We start from the raw sequence: 22,976 nt of genomic DNA on the forward strand, positions 1-22,976 counted from the left end.
ATTAAAATACAGATGCTGGTTCCAGTTTGGAGATCTTACGAACAGCGAACAGCGAGCCGCCGATGGAAATCAGCAAGGTTAATCCAAAAAGGAACGCAATAAACAGTATACTGAAGTCAATAAATAATCCGCTGTTCTTAACACCTTGTTGGAATCCGAGCAGTAGCACCATGGCTATGAGAAATCCAAACACGGCATATAAGAAAGCCTGGGTAACAATAAGCCGGTTTACATAGCCCTTTTTTGCACCAATTGCCTTCAACGTACCGTAATCTTTTATACGATCCAGCGCTGAAGAATATAGTGTCAGGCCAATAATGAAAAAACCACTGATCATCGCAAATACCACCAGCGTACCAAAGCTCATGCCCATGTTGGAGGATATTAGTATCTCCTTCACCGTCGAGTTCCTCAACTTTTCTACGTCCCATGCCCTCAATTTAGGATATAGCCTATTGATTCGCGCAATTACCGCTGCTTTGTCTACCCCCTCCTGAAGTCTTACAGATACAATGCTTACCGTAGAAGGATCTAAATTTCCATAGAAGCGGGCATTCTCGATGGTGGTATACATAAAATCGCCCCCAAAAGCCTGGGCCTTTTTGGTGATTAGTTTTATCCGCGCGCTTTTACCATTGATCTCGATGGGTTTATTTAAATAGAGATCTGTCTTCCAGGAAGATGCATTGAAGAACTCAGCAGACAAAGCTTCCGGTGTAGCCAGGTCGGCAAGCTTGCCTTCAAAGATGCGTTCCTGTCTGGGCCCGGTGATAAACATCGGTGCTTCACTGCCGACCAGGCTCACGCCTGCAGTTTTGCCATCGAGAAAGGAGGCCTGACAATTGACGATTAAAATTGGATAGGTTTGTTCAACCCCTTTTATGCTGCGCAGCTCCTGTACATAACGCTGATCAATCCGGTTCAGCACATTAACATTCTCGGTTTGATTTTCGATCACCCAAATGTCGCGCTCATCAAGATTGGCATTACTCACAAGATTGCCCATCAGCCCCATCAAAAAGCCAAGCAGTCCCAGCTGCTGACCTATTAAAAAGATGCTGATCACAATGGCAGTGACGATCCCGATGCTCTTCGAGCGATCAAACTTTATGAATTTCCAGGCCAGCAGGATCATAATCAGTTCAACATAATTTTACATTCAACCTTATCATTGATCAGCAGCGGACGTTCAGATTTGGTGATCTTCACCGTCATGCGCCGAACCCGCCTGTCTGTACCCTCCCCAATCTGTTCGTACAAAATGGACTTGTCCTGGAGCGAGGCACCTACGAAGCTGATCTGACCTTCGGCTATTGGATTTGGATTGCTGGTTGGATAGATCAGTACCCGCTGTCCAAGTTTTATTTTTGAGGCATATAGTTCATCTACTTCACATTCCGCAACCAGTTCTCCTGCAGGTGCAAGTTCAGCAAAGGCCTTACTGGCTTCAAGCACCTGCCCCGCTTTGGCATCCATATTCAGAATAATGCCCGCTGTAGGCGCCTTGATCCTTCGATCCTTCAGGTTCAGCGCCGACAGTTGCTGTCGCTGCCGCAGCTCATTCAGCGATTGTTGATTGGCGCGCTGGGTTTGTTTAACCTGAGCTACTTTTTGCAGTTGCTGCTCATAATTGATGTAGTCTGTATTCAAAACCTCTTGTGTTTCTGCCCCTTTTTCAGCCAGCGACTTGCTGGTCTGGTATTTTGCTGATAGTTCCTGAAGCTTAAGTTCGGCGATGCGTACCTCATAAGCATCCGCAGCATTGCTGGCAAGCTGCGCCGCAACTTGGGCCTGGCTTTCTGATGCGGCAAGCTGTTCCTGCGCCGCGCCAAGTTGCAGAATTAGATCACCCTTCTTTACGCTGTCGCCCGCTTTCACCTGGATGGCTTCAATAGTCCCGCTTATGGTGGCCGACATGCTGATAATGCCATCTCTAGGCAGGATTTTACCGACGCTAATGACCTCCCTGGCTTCTGCAACAACCTGCTCAGGCTTCAGCGGAGCTTCCTGTTTTTTGTCGCCAGCACCGCAGGCACTTAACAGCATCATCAGCGCAAATAAGGTATTACTTGTATTCCTCTTCATTCGAAATTGTATTAGATACTTTGCCTTCTTCCACATAAATGATGCGATCGGCAAATTTGCGTAATCTTAAATCATGTGTCACAATAATAACCGCTTTTCCTTCCTGCGCCAGATCCTTAAGCTCCTCCATGATCACGGCGGCACTCTTCGCATCCAGTGAGGCTGTAGGTTCATCACACAACACAATTGGTGGATTGGTGACCAAAGCTCTGGCGATCGCCACACGCTGCTTTTGGCCACCGCTAAGCTTTTTAGGAAGATTGTTCATGCGGTCCAGCAAGCCTACCTTCTCTAGTGCGCGCTTAGCGCGTGCCCTTACTTCGTCTTTGGGCAAACGCTGAAGCACCATGGGCTGCATCACGTTTTCCAGCGCATTTAGTGGTTCGAGCAGGTTGAATTGCTGAAAGACAAACCCGATCTGATCAAGCCGAATGGCAGCAAGTTCATTTTCCCTGAGGTCCGTTACTTTCCGGTCTAAAAAGTACACTTCACCCGCTGTTGGATAAATCACGCATCCTATAATGGAGAGCAGGGTTGTCTTTCCAGAGCCGGAGGGGCCCATAATTAAGGTAAGTTCACCTTTTCTAAGCTCCAGGTCCGTTTGATCCAGCGCCGTAATCGTCGTGTCGCCTGTTTTATAGATCTTATTTACGCCTTTTAAGGATATTATGGTCTCCTGCATTGAGTGCTTAACAAATATTTAGCAATTAAGGTTGGTAATTTAGCGGTTTTATAATGATAAATTTGGTTTATGAACCGATTAGACCGGCTGTCCGCGATTTTGATTCAGCTGCAATCCCGAAAAGTAGTTAAGGCACAAGATCTTGCATCACGATACGACATCAGCCTTCGTACCGTATACCGCGACATGCGTTCGCTTGAGGAAGCTGGGGTGCCCATCATCGGTGAGGCCGGCGTAGGCTACTCCCTTGCCGCAGGTTACCGCCTGCCGCCTGTAATGTTCAGCCGCGAAGAAGCTACAGCTTTTCTCACCGCGGAGAAACTCGTCAGCAGCCTTACTGATGCCGCGAACAGCGCCAGCTATCGCGCTGCACTGGATAAGATCAGGGCGGTGCTGCGCAGTACCGAACAAAACTACCTTGAACATATTGATACCCGCATTGAGGTACTTGAAAGCAGACGACCAGCAAACCATCCTGGCGAAAATGCCATGCAGACCATTCTAAAAGCAATTGCTGAACGTCGGCTGTTGGAAATCGACTATTTCGCCTATTACCGCCAGGAACATACGAACAGGCAGGTTGAACCCATCGGGGTCTTCTTTCTGGATAACTTCTGGCACTTGATTGCCTGGTGCCGTAGTCGAAAAGCCATTCGTGACTTTCGGTTCGACCGGATCTTAAACATACGCTTGCTGGAACTTCAGTTTGATGATATACACGAGCCCTTCATGAACTATGTAAGAAGCCTTTACCGGGAGATGGCGCTGCAGCCAGTGCAAATTAGCTTAGATCAGCATGCCTATATTCATCTGGGAGAACAAAAATATTATCAAGGATTCGTATCGGAAGAAATTACACCTGAAGGTGTAATCATGGACTTCATGACGATGTCATTAGAGGGATTTGCGCGTTGGTACATGAGCTTTTCTGATTGTGCAACCATCCTTAGCCCAAATGCCCTAATTGAAAAAGTAAAAACAATCCATACCGCTGCAGAAAAAAAAATGCAACAAATGCAATGCTGCTGACATAGGGTTGTCACCACCAATTTGCTTCTTTGTCTAAAACTAATCAACAAGCATATGTCAACACTTAAAGAATTTCTAAAAGAACTTGATGAGGAATCAATTGTAACCCGTAAAATGCTGGAGCGTGTTCCTGATGATAAATTGGACTGGCAGCCACATGTTAAAAGCATGAAAATAAAAGATCTTGCGGGCCACGTCGCGGAGCTCACAGGTTGGATGAGCCTGGCTTTTGTAAGTGAGGAAATGGATTTTGCCGCGACACCCTATAGTCCACCGGTATGGAATAACAACGCTGAATTACTTGCCCTGTTTGAAAAAGAACTTGCAGGTGCAAGGGAACATTTGATGACTGCAAAAGAAGAAGATCTGGATCCACAATGGACCTTGAGGAACGGCGATGCGATCTATATGTCCATCACCAAACGAGAATTGGTAAGACATTCTATGAGCCAGATCATTCATCACCGTGCCCAATTGGGTGTTTACCTGCGACTATTGGATATTCCAATACCAGGAAGCTACGGTCCTAGCGCGGACGAGCAGTAGGCATATAAATCTGCCTGACTGAACTACTTTTGATCCAAAAGGATTATTTAGTTCAACCAGGCAGATTTACATTATTGTGCTGACATAAAATCGAATGCACCTTTCCGCAAATGAACACCATACTCCAACCAGGCTTTCATGCAGGCCAGAAAATTTGCCCAACCCTCCGTATTACCTTTAAGCCATTTGATGTCTGCTGTTTGTTCAGATGAGGGCTTTTCCGTTACGGTTACAACACTCGCATTTTCTCCAATGGGCTGGAGATTGATCTCCACCAGGGTCTCCCCCACTTCAGTGTCCCAGTAAAAAGCAACATATGTCTCTGGTTTCACTTCCTTTACCCGCACGGTAAACCCTTCTTCAAATTCAGGGAAATGCCAAAATGGCTCCGCACCGGTTTCCATGCGCATGGATCCTTTAGAGATGAAGTAATTTGACATCTCTGCTGGTTCTACAATTGCCTGGAAAACCACGGATGCCGGTTTTAAGATTTGAATTTTTGTTTTGATTGATAGTTCCTGATCTTTCATCGCGTAAAAGTTGTTACTTGGGAAAGCCCGGGCTTGATTTGATTTCATCAATCTGCCCGGTATGTCTTGCCATATGACCTGCAATGTACAAAAAGGCATGATATCCGTCTGTGGGTCCAAAGGGACTATCGCTGATGTGATTGCGCAGGTCTGCAATGGGGCGGGTATTTAGATAATCAAACACCAACTTCCTGCTATGCGTAAGCTCTTCAAGGGCCTGTGACACATTACTATACTTGCCTTTACCGGTCAGCGCCTCTGGTGCCTTAACTTTATGGCTACGATCGCTCATGCCTTTGATTACCTCTTCATCACTAACTTTAACATCTTTCCGGCGTTTAGGGCTTGCTGGTGCCTCCATAGTTTTCTTGGCTTCCTCAAACAGCACTTTCTCTGTCAGCACAATGTGCTCCAGACATTCGTTGATCGACCATTTATCCGCTGCCGGTTTAAAATTCAGTTGTTCACTCGTGAGTCCCGAGGTACTTTCTTCAAGTTTCGCATAAGTCTGCATGAAGTAGTCGTTCAGGAAAGCTTTGTCATTTTCCTTCGTTGACGCTGCTGCAGCAACGTTTACCTGCTTTGCTTGCTGTGCACATACTCCGGTAACGACCGGAGCAAGCAGCAGAAGAATTAATATCTTTTTCATGTCGTATTATTGAGATTCATAAAGTTGACCGGCTTCCTCGGAGACATTCGTCGCAGCCGGTGTCGTCTCGTACATAATCATCCAGTACACACCATATTTATCCTTGAAGGAACCGAAGTAATCGCCCCAGAACATATCCGCCATCGGCATTTCCACCTCACCTCCGGCCGAAAGCCCATTGAATATGCGATCCGCCTCATCACGGCTGTCTGGTGATAGCGCGATGTAATTGTTGTTTCCAAAAGTCAGCTGCTGTCCTTGTGACTCCAGGCAATCGGATGCCATGAGGAATTGTCCATCACCGATAGGAATAGACACATGCATCGCCATATTGCGCTCAGCTTCCGACAACTTATCTGCACCGGGCGCATCATCCATCTTCATCACCCGGAGTTCACCACCTAAAATGGACTGATAAAAGCGGAATGCTTCTTCCGCATTACCGTAGAAATTTAAATAAGGATTTAGTTTCATGATCTTGTTGTTTAGAGGTTTACAGTTGATTAATAACTCCAAAGCTAAGATGAAACAGATTCAGATCACTTGTCTTAAGACAAGAAATCCAGGCAATTATTCAGGCAAATCTCAGGCTATAAAACTGCTCGGCGATAATTCTATGGCATCAGAGGCTTGCCTTACAGCGCTCCTTTCGAATACGGCTAAGCGAAGAATCCGTGATACCAAGATAGCTGGCAATAAACTTCAAGGGTGCCTGTTGAAGGATTTGGGGATGTTGCGCTTCGAGCCGCAAGTAGCGCTCCGTTGCCGATTCGGTGATCATTGCTATGGTACGTTGCTTCAACTCGAAAAGACTCCCGGACATCCAGGCTCTCCCCCATTCATTTAGTCCCTTGATGGAGTGGTATAGCTCCTGGAAGGTCTCCAGGTCAATCCGGTAACATTCGCAGTCCGTAAGCACCTGAAAATATTCTTCTGAAGGTACCCGGGTAAACAGTGATACCACGTCAATGGCGATTTCATTTTTACCAATAAAACCCGTAGTAATGTCATTCCCACTGTAATCATATACAAATGAGCGTATGAGCCCCGTCTCGACACAGAAGTAGGCATTCGCTATTTGCCCCTTTTTAAGCAAAAAGTTCCCCTTTTTGAATGATATAGGCTCATGAGCATCTATTATCACCTGCAAATCGCGGGGTGTTAGAAGCGGATGCTGGTACAAGGATTTTAAAGCTAAAGCCATAACCTTAAGGTAAGAAAAAAGCAGGGAATGTCTGCCCAAAAAGATGGGCTTTTTACAAGCGAATCGCCATTGTTTCCCTTACAGCAAACATTGGAGCATGAAAATTAGTTATTAATGGGCATCAAATTGCTAAACATAAATGGCCCAATCTGAAAAACAAAAAGCGGAAGCTCAGGAATTTTATCTGGAGGTTTTAAGAATTCTTAACGAAAACGAGTTAAACTATATGCTAGGTGGGGGCTTTGCAATGTACAACTACACCGGCATTGTAAGAGATTCTAAAGACCTGGATATCTTCTGCAAACCATCCGAATATCCGAAGATCCTGAAAGTTGTAGCCGAGCACGGTTATGAAACGGAACTGACAGATATCCGCTGGCTGGCAAAAATCCATAAGAACGGTGAGTACATCGATATCATTTTCGACACCGTAAATAACATCTGCACGGTAGATGATTCCTGGTATGAACACGCTATGGAAGGGGAATATGCAGGGGTTCCCGTGAAGTTTCTTCCATTGGAAGAGCTGATCTGGTGTAAATTGTATGTGCAAAACCGGGAGCGATATGATGGCTCCGACATCAACCATATGCTGCTGAAACAAGGTAAGGACATGGATTGGAAACGCTTGTTGTTCCGGATGGACCAGCACTGGCACTTGCTACTTGCACAGCTCCTGATCTTCCAATTTGTTTATCCGGCAGACTATATGGATATCGTTCCCAAATGGCTTTTTGATGAACTTATAGACCGTGCGAAGGAACAGTATGACATTCCTTTTTCCACAGAAAAGGTTTGCAGAGGCCCTATAATTGACCAGACTCAATATGAAGTCGACATCAAGTTATGGAACTATAAAGTGAGTACAATAAAAACCACATGATGATGGAAGAAACAGCAGAAAACAAGATACGAATTGCAGCAATGGCGGATATCCACGTTAAGGAAACGGACAAAGGCCGGTTTGCCGATTGCTTCAAGGAAATTTCCGGTAAGGCTGATGTGCTGATCATTGCCGGAGACCTCACAGACACTGGCGATGAAGGTGAAGCAGCCATTCTGATTGAAGAATTGAAACAATGTAGCATCCCTGTGCTTGGCGTGCTCGGTAACCACGACTATGAGAAAGGCCGGCATAAACTCATCCGGCAAATGCTGCAGGATAGCGGAATGACCATATTGGATGGAGAGTCAATTGTCGTTAAAGGTGTTGGCTTTGCCGGAGTGAAAGGGTTCGGTGGGGGTTTCGACAAATACATGTTATCAATGTTTGGCGAAGGCGCCATGAAAGCTTTCGTTCAGGAAGCCGTTGATGAAGCGCTGCATCTGGAGCGTGCTCTGGCGAAGCTGGACCAACAACATGAAAATATTAAAAAGATTGCAATCCTGCACTATGCCCCGATTTTCCAGACCATCGTTGGCGAGCCGGAAGTGATCTATCCTTTTCTTGGTTCTTCACGCCTTGCGGAGCCGTTATCAAGACAAAACGTGATCGCTGCTTTCCATGGCCACGCACATGCTGGAACCCTTGAGGGGGAAGCGCCAGGCGGTGTCAAAGTTTTTAACGTCGCACTGCCGATCTTACGAAAACATGGCTATCCTTGTGGGTATTACACCTTTGAAGTATAGTTTTGATATATCATAGGTATACCGGAGCGCATAAACACGCTCCGGTATACAAAAACGCTAAAGGTTGTTCTTCGCTAAAAAGGCAAGTTCTGCCTCGCTAAAATGTTCATCATCTATCGCAGGTGCGGTACCATAGCCTTCCACCTTCGGCAGGCTTTTGCCTGGCTCTCCCATGTACCAGGGCAGTTGATTATTTCTGCCAAGCAAAATCGTCATTGTCCTCGACGCCGGCAACTCAAGCCTGGTCTCAGGATCAACTATTGGTTTTGCAATGTCCATTGCTACTGGTTTAGACAAGGACGTCGTAAGCATAAAAAAGGTGATCAGCAAGAATGCAAGATCCACCATCGCAGTAAGATCCACTTTTGGTACTGCTTTTCTGTTAGAGGAAGTCGTTAGTTCAGCCATGATGGGTGTTTATTTCAGGATGACTTAACCTCGGTGATTCCACAAATTCCTACGACAATTACAGGTTAAAAGTCATAACACCCTTAAAAACTGGGGATTAAAAAGGCATGTAGCAAGGGTTGGACGGGTGTTCACCCGCCCCTAGCCGGTTCAAGGGCGGCTCAAGGCCGGGTTGAGGGCGGCTTAAGGCCGGGTCGACCCCAAAGCGGCTGCATCGCCTGACCCAGCTGTTCCTACTTATGTTGCAACAGCTGCAACACTTCATTCCAAATCTTTTCATCTACTGGAATACCTTGGGCCTGGTTTTCCCGGCGCGTTTTCAAGGTATGCTCACCTGGGTAGCTTACCGGGTTTTCGGCATCTTCAGGTGTACTGCTCTTGGTATATGTGATGATCTGTTCCGTCAACGTTTCGCAAAGATCTGGATCCTCCGGTTTTATGCAGATAAATACCTGGGAGATTCCGTATTCCTTACCAGCCGCTGTAATCTCCGCGGTAGAACGTCCTCCACTAAGAATGGTTGCTAAAAGATCCAGCATCAAAGACAGGCCAGACCCCTTCCAGAATCCAACCGGGAGCAGGCGTTGAGACTGAATAATTGCACCAGGATCGGTACTCAGCTGACCTTGCTGGTCATACCCACCGGCAAGCGGCAACGCATTCCCTTGAGACTGGTATTGAAGTAACTTGCCGAAGGAGAATTGAGACATGGCCATATCCAGCACAACATGGCCTTGCTTACGCGGCACAGCAATGACTAAGGGATTATTACCTAACCTGGGATCTGTACCAGCCCAGGGGGGCATATTGGCAATCGTATTGGTGAAACAGATGCCAATGTAACCACGCTCCGCAGCCTGCCAGCCATAGGTCCCGCCCCGCATCCAGTGACTGGTGTTCCTGATGGCGACACAGCCGATCCCCGACTGTTCAGCTAAAGCTATCGCCCGCCCCATGCAATGTTTCCCGTTTAACATGCCAGGCGCCAGTTTTCCGTCCCATTGTTCAATAAGACCATTTTTGCTGATCAGCACTGGTTCGGCTTTACTGTCAACTAAACCTTGTCGCACCATTTCAACAAAGACGGGGAAACGGTTCAACCCGTGTGTGTAAACGCCGTCACAGCTATTTTCAGTAAAGATTGTTGCACAAGCATTAGCTTTTTCAATCGAAAAACCGGCTTGCTGTAAAACGGTAGAAAAGGTTTCCCTCATCTTGTCGGCTGAGATTCTCAACATTGTTCCAGATTAGTTTCTAAGAAAGATAACAGTTGATAGGTAAAGATTCAATACACATATATTTCACACATTTTCTCAAATATGAGGACAGCTGTAGCTAAGAATGTGAAAGTTGGAGGGCTAAGTAGCCTGAGAGATGCGATACATCGTTTTAGATGCGCGGGCTAAATAGGCAGTATTAACAAAGGATGTTGAGCAGCGAATCGGATAGTTCGGCTTCAACATTTGAAAATTCTGGGGAGCTATTTTTAATTAAGCCATTTTCCAGAATACAGAAGATCTTAAAGGCGGATCCCTTCGTGCTGTCAACAAATGCAGCAGCATCCATGTTGTGCAGTTTTAACTGCTGGAGCTGATTGAATGTGTTGTAGTAAAAAACTTCAGTCATTGTTAAAAAATTAATGATCAATCTTAAAACCAGATCTATACCTGTGGAAACTTTCCCCGAATTGGGGATATATTCTGCCCCGGGTTGACCCTCTATTCTGCATTTAAGCTCGATTAAAGGCTTTCAGAGCCGGTTACCTGGACAGCTGGTCTATTTCAATACGTATGGTGCAATGATCGGCCCAGCTTCGAGGACATCTCCATTTAGTTTAGCAGATATAACAGAAGAATATTGCCGAAAATGCAGGAAAAAGGCTATTTTTTTACTATTTTGGGGGTCATCTGCAACAAAATCCCCAAAAAATGCTATTTACTGTACTATCAGGATTAATAACATCGGGCCTTTTAATTCCCTTCGGAAAGTTCTTCCGGACAAAATGGTGTGCCGTTTTAATTTTAATTCCGCTGGCCATATTTTGTTATCTCTTACAACAAGTTCCATTGATGTCCAACGGCGGGGTTGTCTATGAACACTACCGATGGGTGCCATCATTGAACATCAACTTCGACCTTCGCTTAGATGGGCTTTCCATGATATTTGGATTGTTAATCTCAGGAATAGGGACGCTGATCTTCTTGTATGCCAGCGCATACCTGAAAGGACATCAATATCTGGATCGCTTTTTTGCATACCTCTGCTTGTTCATGGCTTCCATGCTGGGCATTGTCCTGTCCGATAATATACTGCTGCTATTTATATTTTGGGAACTAACCAGCATTAGTTCGTTCTTCCTGATCGGTTTTAATAACGACAACGCGGATTCACGAAAGAGTGCATTAACAGCCTTAAGTATCACCGGCCTCGGCGGTTTTTTCCTGCTTACCGGCATGATCCTGATTGGCACCATCGCTGGTACCTTTAGCATTTCAGAATTAATTCGATCAGCGGATCTCATAAAGGGACACGAGTTGTATCCCCTGGCTATCGCTATGGTTTTTGTTGGAGCTTTTACCAAATCTGCCCAGTTCCCTTTTCATTTCTGGCTGCCCGGCGCCATGAAAGCACCTACACCCGTATCGGCTTACCTGCATTCCGCGACCATGGTGAAAGCAGGCATATTTCTGCTCGCACGTTTTACACCTATTCTGGGCGGTACGCCTGCATGGTCCTATACGCTGATGATCTTTGGTGGTTTTACGATGATATATGCTGCAGTACATGCTTTGTTCAGAACAGACTTAAAGAGTATCCTCGCTTATTCAACCATTGCTGCACTTGGGATCCTCACCTTTCTGATTGGCCTTGGCACCGAAGCAGCTTTGATTGCAGCGATTACATTCATTGTTGTACATGCGCTTTATAAAGCTACCTTGTTTATGACCACGGGAATTATAGATCACGAGACGGGCATCAGGGAGCTTACAAAACTAGCCGGACTGAGAAAGGTACTCCTACCCGTATTTATTGCAGCTTTGCTTGCAGCACTCTCCAGCGCCGGAATGCCCTTGCTTTTCGGATTTATATCCAAAGATCTCATTTATGAGGCAACATTACATGCAGATCAGCAGCTCAGCATCTATCTGACCATTGCCGCGATCATCACCAATGTGTGTTTAGTTGCTGCAGGATTTATGGCTGGGATTAAGCCATTTATGGGTGCACTGCCGGAGAAATATAATAAAGTTCATCTACCCCCAAAAGCTATGTGGATACCGCCACTAATCCTGGCACTTCTGGGATTGATCTTCGGGCTGCTGCCACAGCTTGCCGGCACGCAACTGGTCACCGCAGCGCTGCAAACCGTCAAGGCTGGCACTGAGCCGGTAAACTTGAAACTATGGCATGGCTTCAATATGGTACTGACGCTGAGCCTCGTCACACTGGCTGCTGGAACCTTGGTATACCTGTTTAATAAGGCCGACGAGAAGAAGCTGGCATTACTAAATCCACTTCAGGCCTTTGCGCCCCAGGCGTTTTTTGGAAAGCTCGGTGATTGGTTCATTGATCTTTCAGAATGGTATACCAATATTATGCATAATGGCTTTCTAAGATCGTATCTACTGAAAATCATCCTCTTTGCAGAATTACTGCTTGCCTACGAATTGCTCATTGGCGGACCGATCTATATTGATTACAGTAAGCTATCCGCAATCAGCATTTACGAAGCGGTAAATGTTCTTATTTTAATGGCAGCGGTAATCCTGACGGTAACGACATCTTCCAGACTAACAGCGGTGGTAGGCACAAGTGTAATTGGCTATGCCATTTGTCTGATGTTTGTGTATTACAGCGCACCAGATCTTGCCATGACGCAGTTTACCATTGATACCTTAACCGTGGTCCTGTTTGTATTTGTGCTATTTAACCTGCCACCTTTTATCAATCAGGCGAATAACCGGGTTGTCATCCGGGATACCGTCGTCGCCTTAGGCTTTGGAATTATCCTCTCGATCATCGCGATCCGGGTGTTACAGGTACCAACGGACATCGCCATCAGTAAATACTATGGTGACTTCGCTTATACGCTTGCCAAGGGTAAAAATGTGGTGAATGTGATCCTTGTTGATTTTCGCGGTTTTGACACCATGTTCGAGATTGTGGTGCTCAGCATTGCAGCGCTTGGCGTTTATAGTTTAATTAAATTGAGGTTAACATCTTCAGAGAAAGAATAATATGAGAAGTGCAATTTTACAAACAGCATCGAGGTATTTGCTACCCATTCTGCTGCTATTTTCGTTTTTCCTGCTCTTAAGGGGGCACTACTATCCTGGTGGCGGTTTCGTAGGAGGCCTAGTCGCTTCCATCGCTTTTGTGCTGCATAGCTTTGCTCATGGAACCATCAATACGATGAAGATCCTTGGTTATAAGCCACTTGCACTGATTCCCCTGGGGCTGGGGATCGCTGCCCTGGCCATGTTTGCACCCGTATTCTTTGGCTATCCGGTTATGACAGGCTTGTGGTTTGAAGAACCTATCCCGGTCATTGGGATGTTGGGCTCTGCATTGTTTTTCGATCTTGGTGTGTACCTGGTTGTTATCGGTGTGGTATTAACCATTTTGTTCACGATTTCACTGCATACACATTAATATGGAGTTACTTTTAGTCTTTATCATCGGTGTGCTGTATTCCGCTGGCGTTTACCTGATCCTGAGAAGAAGTATGGTACGCCTCCTGCTGGGGATTATGCTCCTTGGTAATGGCACCAATCTGCTGATCTTCTTATTAGGAAACATCACGAAAGGCAAGCCGCCGATCATTAGAGCTGATTTAAAAGTGTTTGAAGATATCTATGCCGATCCCGTACCGCAGGCGCTAATTCTTACGGCCATTGTAATCAGTTTTGGATTAACCTCCTTTGCAATTGTACTATTAAAGCGGGTCTATGCTTTGATTAGCTCAGACGACCTGGATGACCTAAATACCCCGGAAGAAGAAGATTTATGATTGATAACCAGATAATAGCAACTGTACTGATTCACCTGTTCACGGCTATACTTCAACTTGCCTTTTGGACCAGAACCGTTACGCAGCGTGCCTTGAGTATCGCAGGCGCGGCCATAGGCTTAGTATTTTCAGTGAGTCTGTTTATCAAAGTTTATAACGGTGAAATCCTGATGATGAATGCCGCGAATTGGCAGGCACCCTTTGGTATTGTGTTCGTAGCGGATCTGTTTAGCAGCACACTTGTACTATTGACCTCCATTGCTGCACTTGCCGTTTCCATCTTTTCGTCTGTAGGTGTTGGAAAACCGAGGATGCTCTACGGCTATTTCCCAATTTTTCATTTCCTGATCATGGGGCTTAATGGTGCATTCCTTACTGGCGATATCTTCAACCTTTATGTTTGGTTCGAAGTGATCATTATTGCATCGTTCGTTCTGCTGACGCTTGGTGGGAGAAAGGAACAGCTGGAAGGTGCAGTGAAATACATGGCTTTAAATATCTTGGCTTCGACCTTTTTCCTGACTGGTATTGGCATTTTGTATGGTATTACCGGAACCTTAAATATGGCAGATTTGTCGCTGAAAATACCGCTGGTTGAGGACCAATCCATTGTAAACCTTACAGCGATGTTCTTTATTATAGGGTTCGGGATCAAGTCAGCTGTATTCCCCTTATATTTCTGGCTTCCCTCCTCCTATCATACACCACCTTCGGCGGTTGCCGCGACCTTCGGTGGCTTGCTTACCAAGGTAGGTCTTTACGCGATGTTCAGGGTTTTTACATTGATCTTCATACCTAATGATTTTCTGCGGACGGTATTAATCGTTCTGGCCATCTTAACCATTCTTACCGGCGCATTTGGCGCGATCATCAAACACGATATCCGCAGGCTTTTCTCTTACCTGATTGTCTGCCATATCGGATTTATCGTAGGTGGTTTAGGCCTTTACACGAAAATAGCCTTCATGGGTGCCGTCTTTTACCTGATTCATGATATTATGGTAAAAACGAACTTATTCCTGATCTCAGGGTTGATCCGCCAACTAAGAGGTACACTGGACACCGCAAAACTCGGTGGGCTGTACTCGGAATACCCGAAAATATCATTGTTAATAGCGTTGGTATTATTTTCTCTTGTCGGCATTCCACCATTATCAGGATTCTGGCCTAAAATTTACCTGTTTGAAGCTGGCTTCAATGCAAACAACTACTTTTTTATCGCCAGCTTAATCCTGGCCAGCTTTATCACCTTATATGTTATTGCTAAACTCTGGGCGGAGGTGTTTTGGAAGGAGGCCTCCAAAACCGATCCGCTGACCGATACCTTTGTTACACTTGGTTTACTCAGAAAAATACTCCTGGTCCTCCCTATAGGGATTCTTGCCGCCGTTACACTTTTTATTGGCTTAAATGCAGAATTCATTATTCAGGTTGTCGACCGGATATCAAATGAAATGTTGGACACAACTCCTTACATCAAGGCAGTTTTAGGAAAATAGAAAGCTATGATGAAACACTTTTTGATGAACCTGCTGCTATCCTTCATTTGGGTAGCACTTACCGGTTCGATGTACTACTCTAATTTTCTGTTCGGATTTCTGCTCGGCTTTTTCATCCTGTGGGTCATGAACAGGCATGAAGAAGACCGGCGTTATTTCAACAAGGTACCTAAGACAATTGGCTTCGTCCTTTATTTCCTGTATGAAATGCTGGCAGCAAACGTTCAGGTGGCTTATGATGTAATCACGCCGAAATACTTTTTTAAACCAGGCATTATTCGCTATCCCCTGGAAGCTACAACAGATATAGAGATCAACCTTTTATCAACCATGATCTCGATGACACCAGGTACCTTAATTCTGGACATCAGTGAAGACAAAAAGTCGCTCTTCATCCATGTAATGTATCTCAAAGACCGAGAACATTTTATTGCCCAAATCAAGAAAGGTTTTGAACATAGACTATTAGAAATTTTACGATGACATTAAATACTTACTTCGATTACGTGATCTTCCCGATCTTAATCATTTCGATTATCCTGGTGATGATACGTCTGTATAAAGGGCCACAGGTTGTGGACCGGGTAATTGCACTGGACCTGATCATCACCGCAGGTATTGCTTTGATTACAGTTTATAGCATCCGTTCTATGGAGTCGGTGTTGCTCGATGTTGCAATGATCTTTGCCCTGATTGCCTTCCTGGGTACCATAGCATTTTCGTTTTACCTGGATAAACAAATTAAAAAATGACAGATCTGCTAACAGCCATATTCAGCACGATTGGTGCACTGGCGATACTCTTTGCTTCCATCGGCATTCTACGTATGCCGGATTTCTACCTTCGGCTGTCCGTAACGGTAAAGGCCTCTACCCTTGGCGTCGGCTTGCTTTTAATTTGTGCTGCATTCACCTTTTCGGATGTTTCGGTAACCACCAAAGCAATGGCGATCATCTTCTTTCTCATTTTAACGGCACCCGTTGCTGCCCACATGATTGGCAAAACCGCATACCATACTGGCGTATCGATCTGGAAGGGTACAATTATTGATGAATTAAGTGGGTTTTATGAGAAAAAAGATCCGGAATCTGGGGAGAAGACTGAGGTTGAACAGCAAGGTAAGCGACCAGAGGGTACTTAGCCTCATCTAACTGTCAAAATGGTATTACATTTAACGATACAGCCGTAAGATTTATAACTTTGCCGCGTATGTTATTCAAATTTTTCCATTTTATCGGGTTATTTGCATATCTGAACATCATTGTTTACGAGGCTGGCTTTAGTGCAGTAAGTAAAGATACGACGTTGGACGGCCACTCTATTGTAGAGTATTTTGTGGACGACCTGTTAAATTTGCCTAAAGCTAACATTCAAGACATCAAAGTTCCCAATGAGGAATATCGCTTGGTAAAAGCAGCAACACCGGTGATAGGTGCCATCGCTTTTGTCCTCTGCTTCTTTTTATACCGACAGTTTCAAACTACAAAAGTAACTGATCATCCTTTTTACCGGGCGAGAAGCTTCTGCCTGCCTGGCTACTATTCCTTTCTTTTCCGGCTTAAGCCCTTCTAGCATTTCTGCTGCTAAAGTATTGTCGTGCTGCGCTGTTTTTGTTTCAAAAGCTTAGTGTATGCTTTTGCCGTTTATCGGCGCCTTAACCTGTTTTCGACACCAGGAACCCCTGTTTCTATATTATAAAATTTAATTAATTCATCTAATTAACATGAAAGTCAACCTTTTAGCGAATTTCCTTTTTTTAAGCACCATTGCCTTTGTGGGCTGCACTGTACAGAGCAAAGAAAACGCGGAAACCGCAGCACCCAAGTCGGTACCTGTAACTGCAGTAGCCGAGTTAGACACCGTAATTTATAACGAGTACATCGCCGATATACAGGCTGTAAAGAATGTTGAGGTCAGATCCCGTTTAGCTGGCTTCTTGGATAAGATCTACGTTGAAGAAGGCGCGGAAGTAAAAGAAGGTCAGGTGTTGTTTAAGATAAATGATGAAGAATATAAAGCGGAATATGCGAAGGCAGAAGCAGCGCTGAACAATGCTATTGCAGATGCAAAGACCGTACAACTGGAAAAAGCTAGAACCAAGATCCTGGTCGACAACAACATTGTGTCTAAAACCGATATGGACCTTGCGGCTGCCAAACAAAAAGCGGCAGAATCCCGGGTAGCTGAAGCACGATCCGTACTACAGCATGCCAAAACCAGGCTGGCGAATACCCTGATCCGTGCACCATTTTCCGGCCGAATAGACAGAATTCCACTTAAAGCCGGAAGTTTGCTGGAAGAAGGTTCACTACTGACTTCAGTATCTGACCTGACCGCAGTTAATGTTTATTTTGATATCTCGGAAAAAGAGTACTTGAACATCGTTTCCGACTCGAGCTACAACAAAAACAAGTTTAACAAACGTGTCAAACTGGCACTTGCAAATGGACAGATATATCCATATCAGGGCGATGCCGTGTTTGCGGAGAGTGAGTTTGCCCAGAATACTGGTTCGCTTTCCTTGAAAGCGCGTTTTCCAAATCCATCAGGCCTGCTTAAACACGGCGCTTCCGGAAAGATCAGTGTACCTATGGAAACCGGTGAATTGCTTGCGGTACATCAGAAATCAGTGTTCGAGATTCAGGACAGAACTTATGTCTATGTACTTCAAGACGACAACACCATTAAAATGACGCCGTTTAAGGCCGGTCAACGTGTTGGACACTTCTACACCGTTGTAGATGGTTTAAGTACAAACGACAAAGTGGTTTTTGAGGGAAGTCAGAACTTGCGTGACGGGTTAAAGGTGGCGCCGAAGACGATGAGTATGCCCCAAAGCACCATGATCGCGAAGAACTAAGGTCCCTACAATCAACAAATCTTTGATGTGAGCCTCAATTGCAGGCTCCACTAAAATTACTATGCACAATTATGTTTGAAACATTCATAAAAAGACCAGTTTTATCGCTGATCATATCGCTCTTTATTACCCTACTGGGTGTACTGGCGTTATTTACCTTGCCTGTAACCCAGTTCCCCGACATTGTGCCGCCTTCGGTAGTTGTGACTGCAAATTATACAGGTGCCAATGCTGAAGTAAGTACGAATGCTGTAGCCATTCCGCTGGAGCGGGCCATCAATGGTGTAGCGGGAATGACGTATATGAACTCGGTATCCACCAACAACGGTACCACCCTGATTCAGGTATTCTTTAAAGTAGGAACCGACCCGGATATCGCGGCAGTAAACGTCCAGAACCGTGTGACCACCGTACTGGATGAACTTCCCGAAGAAGTAATTAAGGCCGGGGTAACCACAGAAAAGGAAGTTAACAGTATGTTGATGTACCTGAACATCTACAGTGACGATAAAACAGCCGATGAGCGTTTTATATACAACTTCACCGACATCAACATTCTAAAGGAACTTAAGCGTATTGAAGGGGTGGGTTTTGCGCAGATCATGGGCCTAAGGGATTATGCCATGCGGGTTTGGCTAAAACCGGACCGCCTTGCCGCCTATCAGATTTCCAGCGATGATGTGGTTGCCGCATTGAGAAAGCAAAACGTGGAAGCTGCACCGGGCCAAACAGGTATCGGCTCGGACAAGTCCATCAACATGCAGCAATATGTACTTCGTTATCCTGGTAAGTTTACAGAGGCTGAAGAATATAAAAACATTCCAATCCGGGCAAATGCAGATGGATCGATCATCCGGATCAAGGATATCGCCGATGTAGAGTTCGGCTCGTTAGATTATGAAATGGTATCCAAGACGGATGGTCGCCCTTCCGCATCCATCATGATGAAGCAGCTGCCTGGTTCAAACGCACAGGACGTTATTAAAAATGTGAAAGACCGTATGGCGGAGCTCAAGGAAAGCTCCTTCCCTCCGGGCATGAAATACACCATGGGTTATGATGTTTCACGTTTCCTTGATGCTTCCATCTCCAGTGTATTGATGACCTTGCTGGAAGCATTTATTCTGGTGTTTATCGTCGTTTACATCTTCCTGCAGGATTTCCGTTCCACCTTGATTCCGGCGCTTGCCGTTCCGGTTTGTTTGGTGGGTGCATTGTTCTTTATGCAGATGCTGGGCTTCTCGATCAACCTATTGACCCTTTTCGCACTCGTGCTGGCCATCGGTATCGTGGTGGATAACGCTATCGTAGTTGTAGAGGCGGTGTATGCCAAAATGGAAGAAGAACACATGCAACCTATGGAAGCAACACTTTCGGCAATGAGCGAAGTGGGTAAACCCGTAGTTGCAATCACGCTGGTGATGTCGGCGGTATTCGTGCCGGTGGCCTTCCTTTCCGGTCCGGTTGGTATTTTCTATCGCCAGTTCTCGCTAACGCTGGCTTCAGCAATTGTAATTTCAGGTATCAATGCCTTGACCCTTACGCCCGCTTTATGTGCCATTATCCTGCGTTCGCCGCATGATAAACCTGCTGCAAAGGGTTTTATGGCCAAGTTGTTTAGTGGCTTCAATAAGGGATATAACCGAACATCAGGTGGCTACCAAAGTCTGATCGGCAGAATTGCCGGCCGTAGAGTATTGACTTTCGGACTATTAATCGGGTTCTTTGTGGCAACCTGGGGTATGGCAAGTGTGCTGCCGTCAGGCTTTATTCCGACAGAAGATCAGGGAATGATCTATGTAAACGTAAATACGCCGCCAGGTGCAACGGTAGATCGTACGGAAGCGGTGTTGAATGAAATAGACGCGATCAGTCGTAAGATGAAATCCGTAGAAACGGTTTCTACACTTGCAGGTTATAGTCTGGTCAATGAGGTATCCGGCGCTTCCTATGGTATGGGCATGATCAACCTTGTAGGCTGGGGCGACCGTGATCAGTCCGTAACCGATGTGATTGCGGAACTTAAAAAAGCGACTTCGCATATCATGGATGCCGAAATAGAGTTCTTTCCTCCCCCTACTGTTCCCGGCTTCGGTAACTCTTCCGGCATCGAGATGCGTATTCTGGATAAAACCGGACAGGATGACCTAAATAAAACTGCTGTGGTGCTGGACAAGTTCATGGCAGATCTAACTGCTACGCCGGAGCTCGCCAGTGTGTCGAGTACGTTTGACGTTAGCTTTCCGCAGTATCTGATCAAGGTTGATTATGATCAGGCAGCTAAAAAAGGTATCAGTGTGGAGAATGCGATGAATACTTTGCAGACATTGATGGGAAGTTTCTATGCGACGAACTTTATCCGTTACGGACAGATGTATAAAGTGATGGTTCAAGCCGGACCAAATTACCGCGAGAAACCAGAAGACGTACTTAAGCTGTTCATCAAAAATGATGCAGGGGAAATGCTGCCGTTTTCGGCTTTCATAACCATGGAACGGGTTTACGGACCGGAGCAGATCACCCGTTATAACATGTACTCTTCAGCAATGTTGACCGGTGAGGCTGCAGCAGGCTTCAGTAGTGGTCAGGCCATTGAAGCTGCAGAAAAGGTTGCTGCCGGATTGCCGCAAGGTTATGAAATTGAATGGTCTGGTATGACCCGCGAGCAGATCCTGTCGGGTAACCAGGCGGTTTATGTATTTGCACTCTGTCTGGTGTTCGTTTACATGATCCTTGCTGCGCAATATGAAAGCTTCCTGTTGCCACTTCCAGTGCTGCTTTCACTTCCTGCGGGTGTATTTGGTGCCTTCCTGTTCCTTAAAGTATTTGGTCTGGAGAACAACATATATGCACAGGTAGCCTTGGTGATGCTTATCGGCTTGCTGGCGAAAAATGCGATTCTGATCGTGGAGTTTGCAATTCTAAAACAAAAAGAAGGCATGAGCTATCTTCAGGCCGCAATTCAAGGTTCGGTAGCACGTTTGCGTCCGATCCTGATGACTTCCTTCGCGTTTGCAGCGGGATTGATCCCCTTGATGCTGGCCAGCGGCGCCGGTGCATTGGGTAACCGTTCCATTGGTACCGCAGCTGTTGGTGGTATGGTTATCGGTACCATTGCTGGTGTTATTGTAATTCCGGGGCTTTATGTTCTTTTCTCTTCATTTATGAAAAAGAAAAAATCTGCTCCCGGGAATGGACCCGATGGCAACCATGATTCCGATTCAGGTTCCGGAGGTCCCGGTCCAGATCATGATCCGGACCACGGTCCTGTAGCAGTGCGGAGAAAAACGGCTGTAGAGCTGGTTGCCCTGCCGCTGGTTGGATTTATCCTATTTTTAAGCAGTTGTTCGACAAAGAAGGACCTGCCCGAATATAAACATCGCGACGTTCCTCAGGCATTTCAGCAGCGTTTGGATACCAACACCGTGGCTAATCAAACCTGGAAGACCTTCTTTAAGGATGAACATCTGGCGGCATTGATTGATACGGCACTTGCGAATAATCCGGATATGAAGCAAACGCTGCACCGTATAGAAATTGCGGCAGCTAATCTGAAAATTCGAAAGCGGGCTGCCCTACCTAATCTGGACCTGTCTGTAGAAGCTGGATTAAGGAAATATGGATTTTACACCATGGATGGAATTGGTAACTATGACACCAATTTCTCCGATAATCTGAAGGAAGACGAGCGTTTGCCAGATCCCCTGCCCGACTATTTTGTCGGGCTGAGGACAGCCTGGGAGCTGGATCTATGGGGTAAGCTGAAGAACAGGAAACAGGCGGCATTGAACAAATTTCTGGCATCCTATGAAGGTCAGAAGCTGGTGCAGACCGAATTGGTAAGCAATATTGCCGCAGCTTATTTTGAGCTGCTGACTTTAGATGAAGAACTTGAAATCATCAACAGGAACATCGCTTTACAGCAGCGTAGCCTGAAAATCATTGAAGTACAGAAATCTGCCGGTGCGGCAACCGAGCTTGGTGTGCAGCAGTTTAAAGCTGTTCTGGCCAATTCCAGGGCAAGGCAGCAGGAAGTATTGCAACAGATCAGCATTATGGAGAATCACCTGAACTTCCTTTCTGGCAAGTTTAACACTGCCATCGTAAGGAAAGCTAACGGACTGGAGCATAGTGCGCTGAGCGATTCGCTGGCGAGTGGTACACCGATACAAATGCTTGCCTTGCGACCAGATATCCGTCAGGCTGGCTTGGAGTTGATCGCCTCAACGAAAGATGCAAAAGCTGCAAAACTGGCCTTTTTACCTGCAGTTGTCCTTGCGCCATATGTTGGTTTTCAGTCTTTTGACCTGGGTAAATTCTTTAACACCCCAGCATCGGTGGCTTATGGTTTACTGGGAGGGATCACAGCGCCGATTTTTAGTCAGCAACGACTAAAGGCCGAATATGCCAGCTATGCGGCGAGTTATGGCATTGCATTTCAGGAATACGAAAAGGTGGTATTAAAAGCCTACAACGAAGTGCAGGATGCCTTGAAGTCAGAAGATTATATCAAACAAAAAAGAACGCACATTACAGATGAGGTGCAAGCGCTGAACGCATCTGTAAAGGCCTCGAACGATCTTTTCCTGGCCGGTCGCGTAACATACCTGGATATCCTGAATACACAACGTAGTGTATTGGATGCAGAGCTTAAAGAAGCACAGGCAAAGAAAGAGCAGGTGCTAAATCATATTTCCTTATACAAAGCCCTCGGTGGCGGTTGGAAATAAAACGCTAGTTAGGTTGGTTGAAAACATGGGTGCTTGCTTTTGCAGGTGCCCTGTTTTGTTTATACCCATTCCTTCACCGGTACAAGTACCGGAATTTCAAATTTGAACGTTCAA

At 45.7% G+C, this 22,976-nt stretch carries 24 protein-coding genes; 14 read left to right on the forward strand and 10 right to left on the reverse strand.

All coding sequences use genetic code 11. The annotated features are described in order from the left end of the window. Position 1: 1 nt before the first annotated feature. From ACTHQF_RS10005 to ACTHQF_RS10015, 3 genes are read right to left on the reverse strand one after another with little or no spacing between them, the layout of a single operon-like run. Entirely contained in the window at positions 2 to 1,135 is a 1,134-nt protein-coding gene (locus ACTHQF_RS10005; RefSeq protein ID WP_440430051.1) for an ABC transporter permease, read from the reverse strand. A gap of 2 nt (positions 1,136 to 1,137) precedes the next feature. Next, entirely contained in the window at positions 1,138 to 2,085 is a 948-nt protein-coding gene (locus ACTHQF_RS10010; protein WP_440430053.1) for an HlyD family secretion protein, read from the reverse strand. Next, positions 2,066 to 2,767 carry an ABC transporter ATP-binding protein gene (locus ACTHQF_RS10015; RefSeq protein ID WP_440430055.1) on the reverse strand — a complete coding sequence of 234 codons (702 nt, stop codon included), beginning with the start codon at positions 2,765 to 2,767 and terminating at the stop codon, positions 2,066 to 2,068. Before ACTHQF_RS10015 ends, ACTHQF_RS10010 begins: the two co-directional genes overlap by 20 nt. 69 nt (positions 2,768 to 2,836) lie before the next feature. On the opposite strand from ACTHQF_RS10015, the gene ACTHQF_RS10020 reads away from it, so the two are divergent. Continuing rightward, entirely contained in the window at positions 2,837 to 3,796 is a 960-nt protein-coding gene (locus ACTHQF_RS10020) for a helix-turn-helix transcriptional regulator (RefSeq protein WP_440430057.1), read from the forward strand. Between the two features lie 54 nt (positions 3,797 to 3,850). Next, entirely contained in the window at positions 3,851 to 4,342 is a 492-nt protein-coding gene (locus tag ACTHQF_RS10025) for a DinB family protein (protein ID WP_440430059.1), read from the forward strand. Positions 4,343 to 4,413: 71 nt separating this feature from the next. Here ACTHQF_RS10025 and ACTHQF_RS10030 read toward each other — a convergent pair whose 3' ends face one another. The 4 genes from ACTHQF_RS10030 to ACTHQF_RS10045 form a co-directional block, all read right to left on the reverse strand. Further along, entirely contained in the window at positions 4,414 to 4,920 is a 507-nt protein-coding gene (locus tag ACTHQF_RS10030; RefSeq protein ID WP_440430061.1) for an SRPBCC domain-containing protein, read from the reverse strand. Then, positions 4,886 to 5,521, reverse strand: coding sequence for a DinB family protein (locus ACTHQF_RS10035; protein WP_440430063.1), 636 nt, complete (start codon positions 5,519 to 5,521; stop codon positions 4,886 to 4,888). The genes ACTHQF_RS10030 and ACTHQF_RS10035 overlap by 35 nt, the downstream gene beginning before the upstream one ends. A gap of 6 nt (positions 5,522 to 5,527) precedes the next feature. Next, positions 5,528 to 5,995: a VOC family protein gene (locus ACTHQF_RS10040; protein ID WP_440430064.1), complete on the reverse strand. Its 468-nt coding sequence runs from the start codon at positions 5,993 to 5,995 to the stop codon at positions 5,528 to 5,530. 148 nt (positions 5,996 to 6,143) lie between these two features. Next, positions 6,144 to 6,725: a Crp/Fnr family transcriptional regulator gene (locus ACTHQF_RS10045; RefSeq protein WP_440430065.1), complete on the reverse strand. Its 582-nt coding sequence runs from the start codon at positions 6,723 to 6,725 to the stop codon at positions 6,144 to 6,146. A 139-nt stretch (positions 6,726 to 6,864) separates the two neighbouring features. On the opposite strand from ACTHQF_RS10045, the gene ACTHQF_RS10050 reads away from it, so the two are divergent. Both ACTHQF_RS10050 and ACTHQF_RS10055 read left to right on the forward strand, forming a co-directional pair. After that, on the forward strand, positions 6,865 to 7,608 hold the full coding sequence (locus tag ACTHQF_RS10050; protein WP_440430066.1) for a nucleotidyltransferase: 744 nt from the start codon (positions 6,865 to 6,867) through the stop codon (positions 7,606 to 7,608). Next, complete coding sequence (locus ACTHQF_RS10055; protein ID WP_440430068.1) at positions 7,605 to 8,354, forward strand: metallophosphoesterase family protein; 750 nt, start codon at positions 7,605 to 7,607, stop codon at positions 8,352 to 8,354. The genes ACTHQF_RS10050 and ACTHQF_RS10055 overlap by 4 nt, the downstream gene beginning before the upstream one ends. 57 nt (positions 8,355 to 8,411) lie before the next feature. Here ACTHQF_RS10055 and ACTHQF_RS10060 read toward each other — a convergent pair whose 3' ends face one another. The 3 genes from ACTHQF_RS10060 to ACTHQF_RS10070 form a co-directional block, all read right to left on the reverse strand. After that, positions 8,412 to 8,762, reverse strand: coding sequence for an ExbD/TolR family protein (locus ACTHQF_RS10060; protein WP_440430069.1), 351 nt, complete (start codon positions 8,760 to 8,762; stop codon positions 8,412 to 8,414). Between the two features lie 233 nt (positions 8,763 to 8,995). Beyond that, the gene (yiaK, locus tag ACTHQF_RS10065) at positions 8,996 to 10,000 is read right to left on the reverse strand and encodes a 3-dehydro-L-gulonate 2-dehydrogenase (RefSeq protein ID WP_440430070.1); all 1,005 of its coding nucleotides are present in this window, start codon (positions 9,998 to 10,000) and stop codon (positions 8,996 to 8,998) included. A gap of 178 nt (positions 10,001 to 10,178) precedes the next feature. After that, complete coding sequence (locus ACTHQF_RS10070; protein WP_440430071.1) at positions 10,179 to 10,388, reverse strand: hypothetical protein; 210 nt, start codon at positions 10,386 to 10,388, stop codon at positions 10,179 to 10,181. 302 nt (positions 10,389 to 10,690) lie between these two features. Here ACTHQF_RS10070 and ACTHQF_RS10075 point away from each other — a divergent pair, with 302 nt between their 5' ends. The 10 genes from ACTHQF_RS10075 to ACTHQF_RS10120 all read left to right on the forward strand — a co-directional run bounded on the left by ACTHQF_RS10075 (position 10,691) and on the right by ACTHQF_RS10120 (position 22,862). Continuing rightward, positions 10,691 to 13,000, forward strand: a complete 2,310-nt coding sequence (locus tag ACTHQF_RS10075) for a putative monovalent cation/H+ antiporter subunit A (RefSeq protein WP_440430072.1) — start codon at positions 10,691 to 10,693, stop codon at positions 12,998 to 13,000. Between the two features lies 1 nt (position 13,001). Next, entirely contained in the window at positions 13,002 to 13,415 is a 414-nt protein-coding gene (locus tag ACTHQF_RS10080) for a Na+/H+ antiporter subunit B (protein ID WP_440430073.1), read from the forward strand. A 1-nt stretch (position 13,416) separates the two neighbouring features. Beyond that, complete coding sequence (locus ACTHQF_RS10085; RefSeq protein WP_440430075.1) at positions 13,417 to 13,773, forward strand: Na+/H+ antiporter subunit C; 357 nt, start codon at positions 13,417 to 13,419, stop codon at positions 13,771 to 13,773. Then, positions 13,770 to 15,272 carry a proton-conducting transporter transmembrane domain-containing protein gene (locus ACTHQF_RS10090; protein ID WP_440430076.1) on the forward strand — a complete coding sequence of 501 codons (1,503 nt, stop codon included), beginning with the start codon at positions 13,770 to 13,772 and terminating at the stop codon, positions 15,270 to 15,272. The genes ACTHQF_RS10085 and ACTHQF_RS10090 overlap by 4 nt, the downstream gene beginning before the upstream one ends. Positions 15,273 to 15,278: 6 nt before the next feature. After that, entirely contained in the window at positions 15,279 to 15,755 is a 477-nt protein-coding gene (locus ACTHQF_RS10095) for a Na+/H+ antiporter subunit E (RefSeq protein WP_440430078.1), read from the forward strand. Next, complete coding sequence (locus ACTHQF_RS10100; protein WP_440430080.1) at positions 15,752 to 16,024, forward strand: monovalent cation/H+ antiporter complex subunit F; 273 nt, start codon at positions 15,752 to 15,754, stop codon at positions 16,022 to 16,024. The genes ACTHQF_RS10095 and ACTHQF_RS10100 overlap by 4 nt, the downstream gene beginning before the upstream one ends. Further along, positions 16,021 to 16,413: a monovalent cation/H(+) antiporter subunit G gene (gene mnhG, locus ACTHQF_RS10105; RefSeq protein WP_440430082.1), complete on the forward strand. Its 393-nt coding sequence runs from the start codon at positions 16,021 to 16,023 to the stop codon at positions 16,411 to 16,413. The genes ACTHQF_RS10100 and mnhG overlap by 4 nt, the downstream gene beginning before the upstream one ends. 68 nt (positions 16,414 to 16,481) lie before the next feature. Then, on the forward strand, positions 16,482 to 16,844 hold the full coding sequence (locus ACTHQF_RS10110) for a hypothetical protein (protein WP_440430084.1): 363 nt from the start codon (positions 16,482 to 16,484) through the stop codon (positions 16,842 to 16,844). Positions 16,845 to 16,995: 151 nt separating this feature from the next. Beyond that, positions 16,996 to 18,132, forward strand: coding sequence for an efflux RND transporter periplasmic adaptor subunit (locus ACTHQF_RS10115; protein ID WP_440430086.1), 1,137 nt, complete (start codon positions 16,996 to 16,998; stop codon positions 18,130 to 18,132). A 71-nt stretch (positions 18,133 to 18,203) separates the two neighbouring features. Then, positions 18,204 to 22,862 carry an efflux RND transporter permease subunit gene (locus tag ACTHQF_RS10120; protein ID WP_440430088.1) on the forward strand — a complete coding sequence of 1,553 codons (4,659 nt, stop codon included), beginning with the start codon at positions 18,204 to 18,206 and terminating at the stop codon, positions 22,860 to 22,862. The last annotated feature ends 114 nt before the right edge of the window (positions 22,863 to 22,976 follow it).

The organism is Pedobacter sp. SAFR-022 (genome assembly GCF_051965375.1).
Taxonomy (GTDB): Bacteria; Bacteroidota; Bacteroidia; order Sphingobacteriales; family Sphingobacteriaceae; genus Pedobacter.

What these genes read in the sequence shown, in the direction of transcription:
- ACTHQF_RS10120 (WP_440430088.1), top strand. Translation starts at nt 18,204, where the DNA reads ATGTTTGAAACATTCATAAAAAGACCAGTTTTATCGCTGATCATATCG.
- ACTHQF_RS10055 (WP_440430068.1), top strand. Translation starts at nt 7,605, where the DNA reads ATGATGATGGAAGAAACAGCAGAAAACAAGATACGAATTGCAGCAATG.
- ACTHQF_RS10010 (WP_440430053.1), bottom strand. Translation starts at nt 2,085, where the DNA reads ATGAAGAGGAATACAAGTAATACCTTATTTGCGCTGATGATGCTGTTA.
- ACTHQF_RS10015 (WP_440430055.1), bottom strand. Translation starts at nt 2,767, where the DNA reads ATGCAGGAGACCATAATATCCTTAAAAGGCGTAAATAAGATCTATAAA.
- ACTHQF_RS10035 (WP_440430063.1), bottom strand. Translation starts at nt 5,521, where the DNA reads ATGAAAAAGATATTAATTCTTCTGCTGCTTGCTCCGGTCGTTACCGGA.
- mnhG (WP_440430082.1), top strand. Translation starts at nt 16,021, where the DNA reads ATGACAGATCTGCTAACAGCCATATTCAGCACGATTGGTGCACTGGCG.
- ACTHQF_RS10005 (WP_440430051.1), bottom strand. Translation starts at nt 1,135, where the DNA reads ATGATCCTGCTGGCCTGGAAATTCATAAAGTTTGATCGCTCGAAGAGC.
- yiaK (WP_440430070.1), bottom strand. Translation starts at nt 10,000, where the DNA reads ATGTTGAGAATCTCAGCCGACAAGATGAGGGAAACCTTTTCTACCGTT.
- ACTHQF_RS10080 (WP_440430073.1), top strand. Translation starts at nt 13,002, where the DNA reads ATGAGAAGTGCAATTTTACAAACAGCATCGAGGTATTTGCTACCCATT.
- ACTHQF_RS10030 (WP_440430061.1), bottom strand. Translation starts at nt 4,920, where the DNA reads ATGAAATCAAATCAAGCCCGGGCTTTCCCAAGTAACAACTTTTACGCG.
- ACTHQF_RS10070 (WP_440430071.1), bottom strand. Translation starts at nt 10,388, where the DNA reads ATGACTGAAGTTTTTTACTACAACACATTCAATCAGCTCCAGCAGTTA.
- ACTHQF_RS10075 (WP_440430072.1), top strand. Translation starts at nt 10,691, where the DNA reads ATGCTATTTACTGTACTATCAGGATTAATAACATCGGGCCTTTTAATT.
- ACTHQF_RS10115 (WP_440430086.1), top strand. Translation starts at nt 16,996, where the DNA reads ATGAAAGTCAACCTTTTAGCGAATTTCCTTTTTTTAAGCACCATTGCC.
- ACTHQF_RS10040 (WP_440430064.1), bottom strand. Translation starts at nt 5,995, where the DNA reads ATGAAACTAAATCCTTATTTAAATTTCTACGGTAATGCGGAAGAAGCA.
- ACTHQF_RS10025 (WP_440430059.1), top strand. Translation starts at nt 3,851, where the DNA reads ATGTCAACACTTAAAGAATTTCTAAAAGAACTTGATGAGGAATCAATT.
- ACTHQF_RS10060 (WP_440430069.1), bottom strand. Translation starts at nt 8,762, where the DNA reads ATGGCTGAACTAACGACTTCCTCTAACAGAAAAGCAGTACCAAAAGTG.
- ACTHQF_RS10020 (WP_440430057.1), top strand. Translation starts at nt 2,837, where the DNA reads ATGAACCGATTAGACCGGCTGTCCGCGATTTTGATTCAGCTGCAATCC.
- ACTHQF_RS10110 (WP_440430084.1), top strand. Translation starts at nt 16,482, where the DNA reads ATGTTATTCAAATTTTTCCATTTTATCGGGTTATTTGCATATCTGAAC.
- ACTHQF_RS10045 (WP_440430065.1), bottom strand. Translation starts at nt 6,725, where the DNA reads ATGGCTTTAGCTTTAAAATCCTTGTACCAGCATCCGCTTCTAACACCC.
- ACTHQF_RS10085 (WP_440430075.1), top strand. Translation starts at nt 13,417, where the DNA reads ATGGAGTTACTTTTAGTCTTTATCATCGGTGTGCTGTATTCCGCTGGC.
- ACTHQF_RS10090 (WP_440430076.1), top strand. Translation starts at nt 13,770, where the DNA reads ATGATTGATAACCAGATAATAGCAACTGTACTGATTCACCTGTTCACG.
- ACTHQF_RS10050 (WP_440430066.1), top strand. Translation starts at nt 6,865, where the DNA reads ATGGCCCAATCTGAAAAACAAAAAGCGGAAGCTCAGGAATTTTATCTG.
- ACTHQF_RS10095 (WP_440430078.1), top strand. Translation starts at nt 15,279, where the DNA reads ATGATGAAACACTTTTTGATGAACCTGCTGCTATCCTTCATTTGGGTA.
- ACTHQF_RS10100 (WP_440430080.1), top strand. Translation starts at nt 15,752, where the DNA reads ATGACATTAAATACTTACTTCGATTACGTGATCTTCCCGATCTTAATC.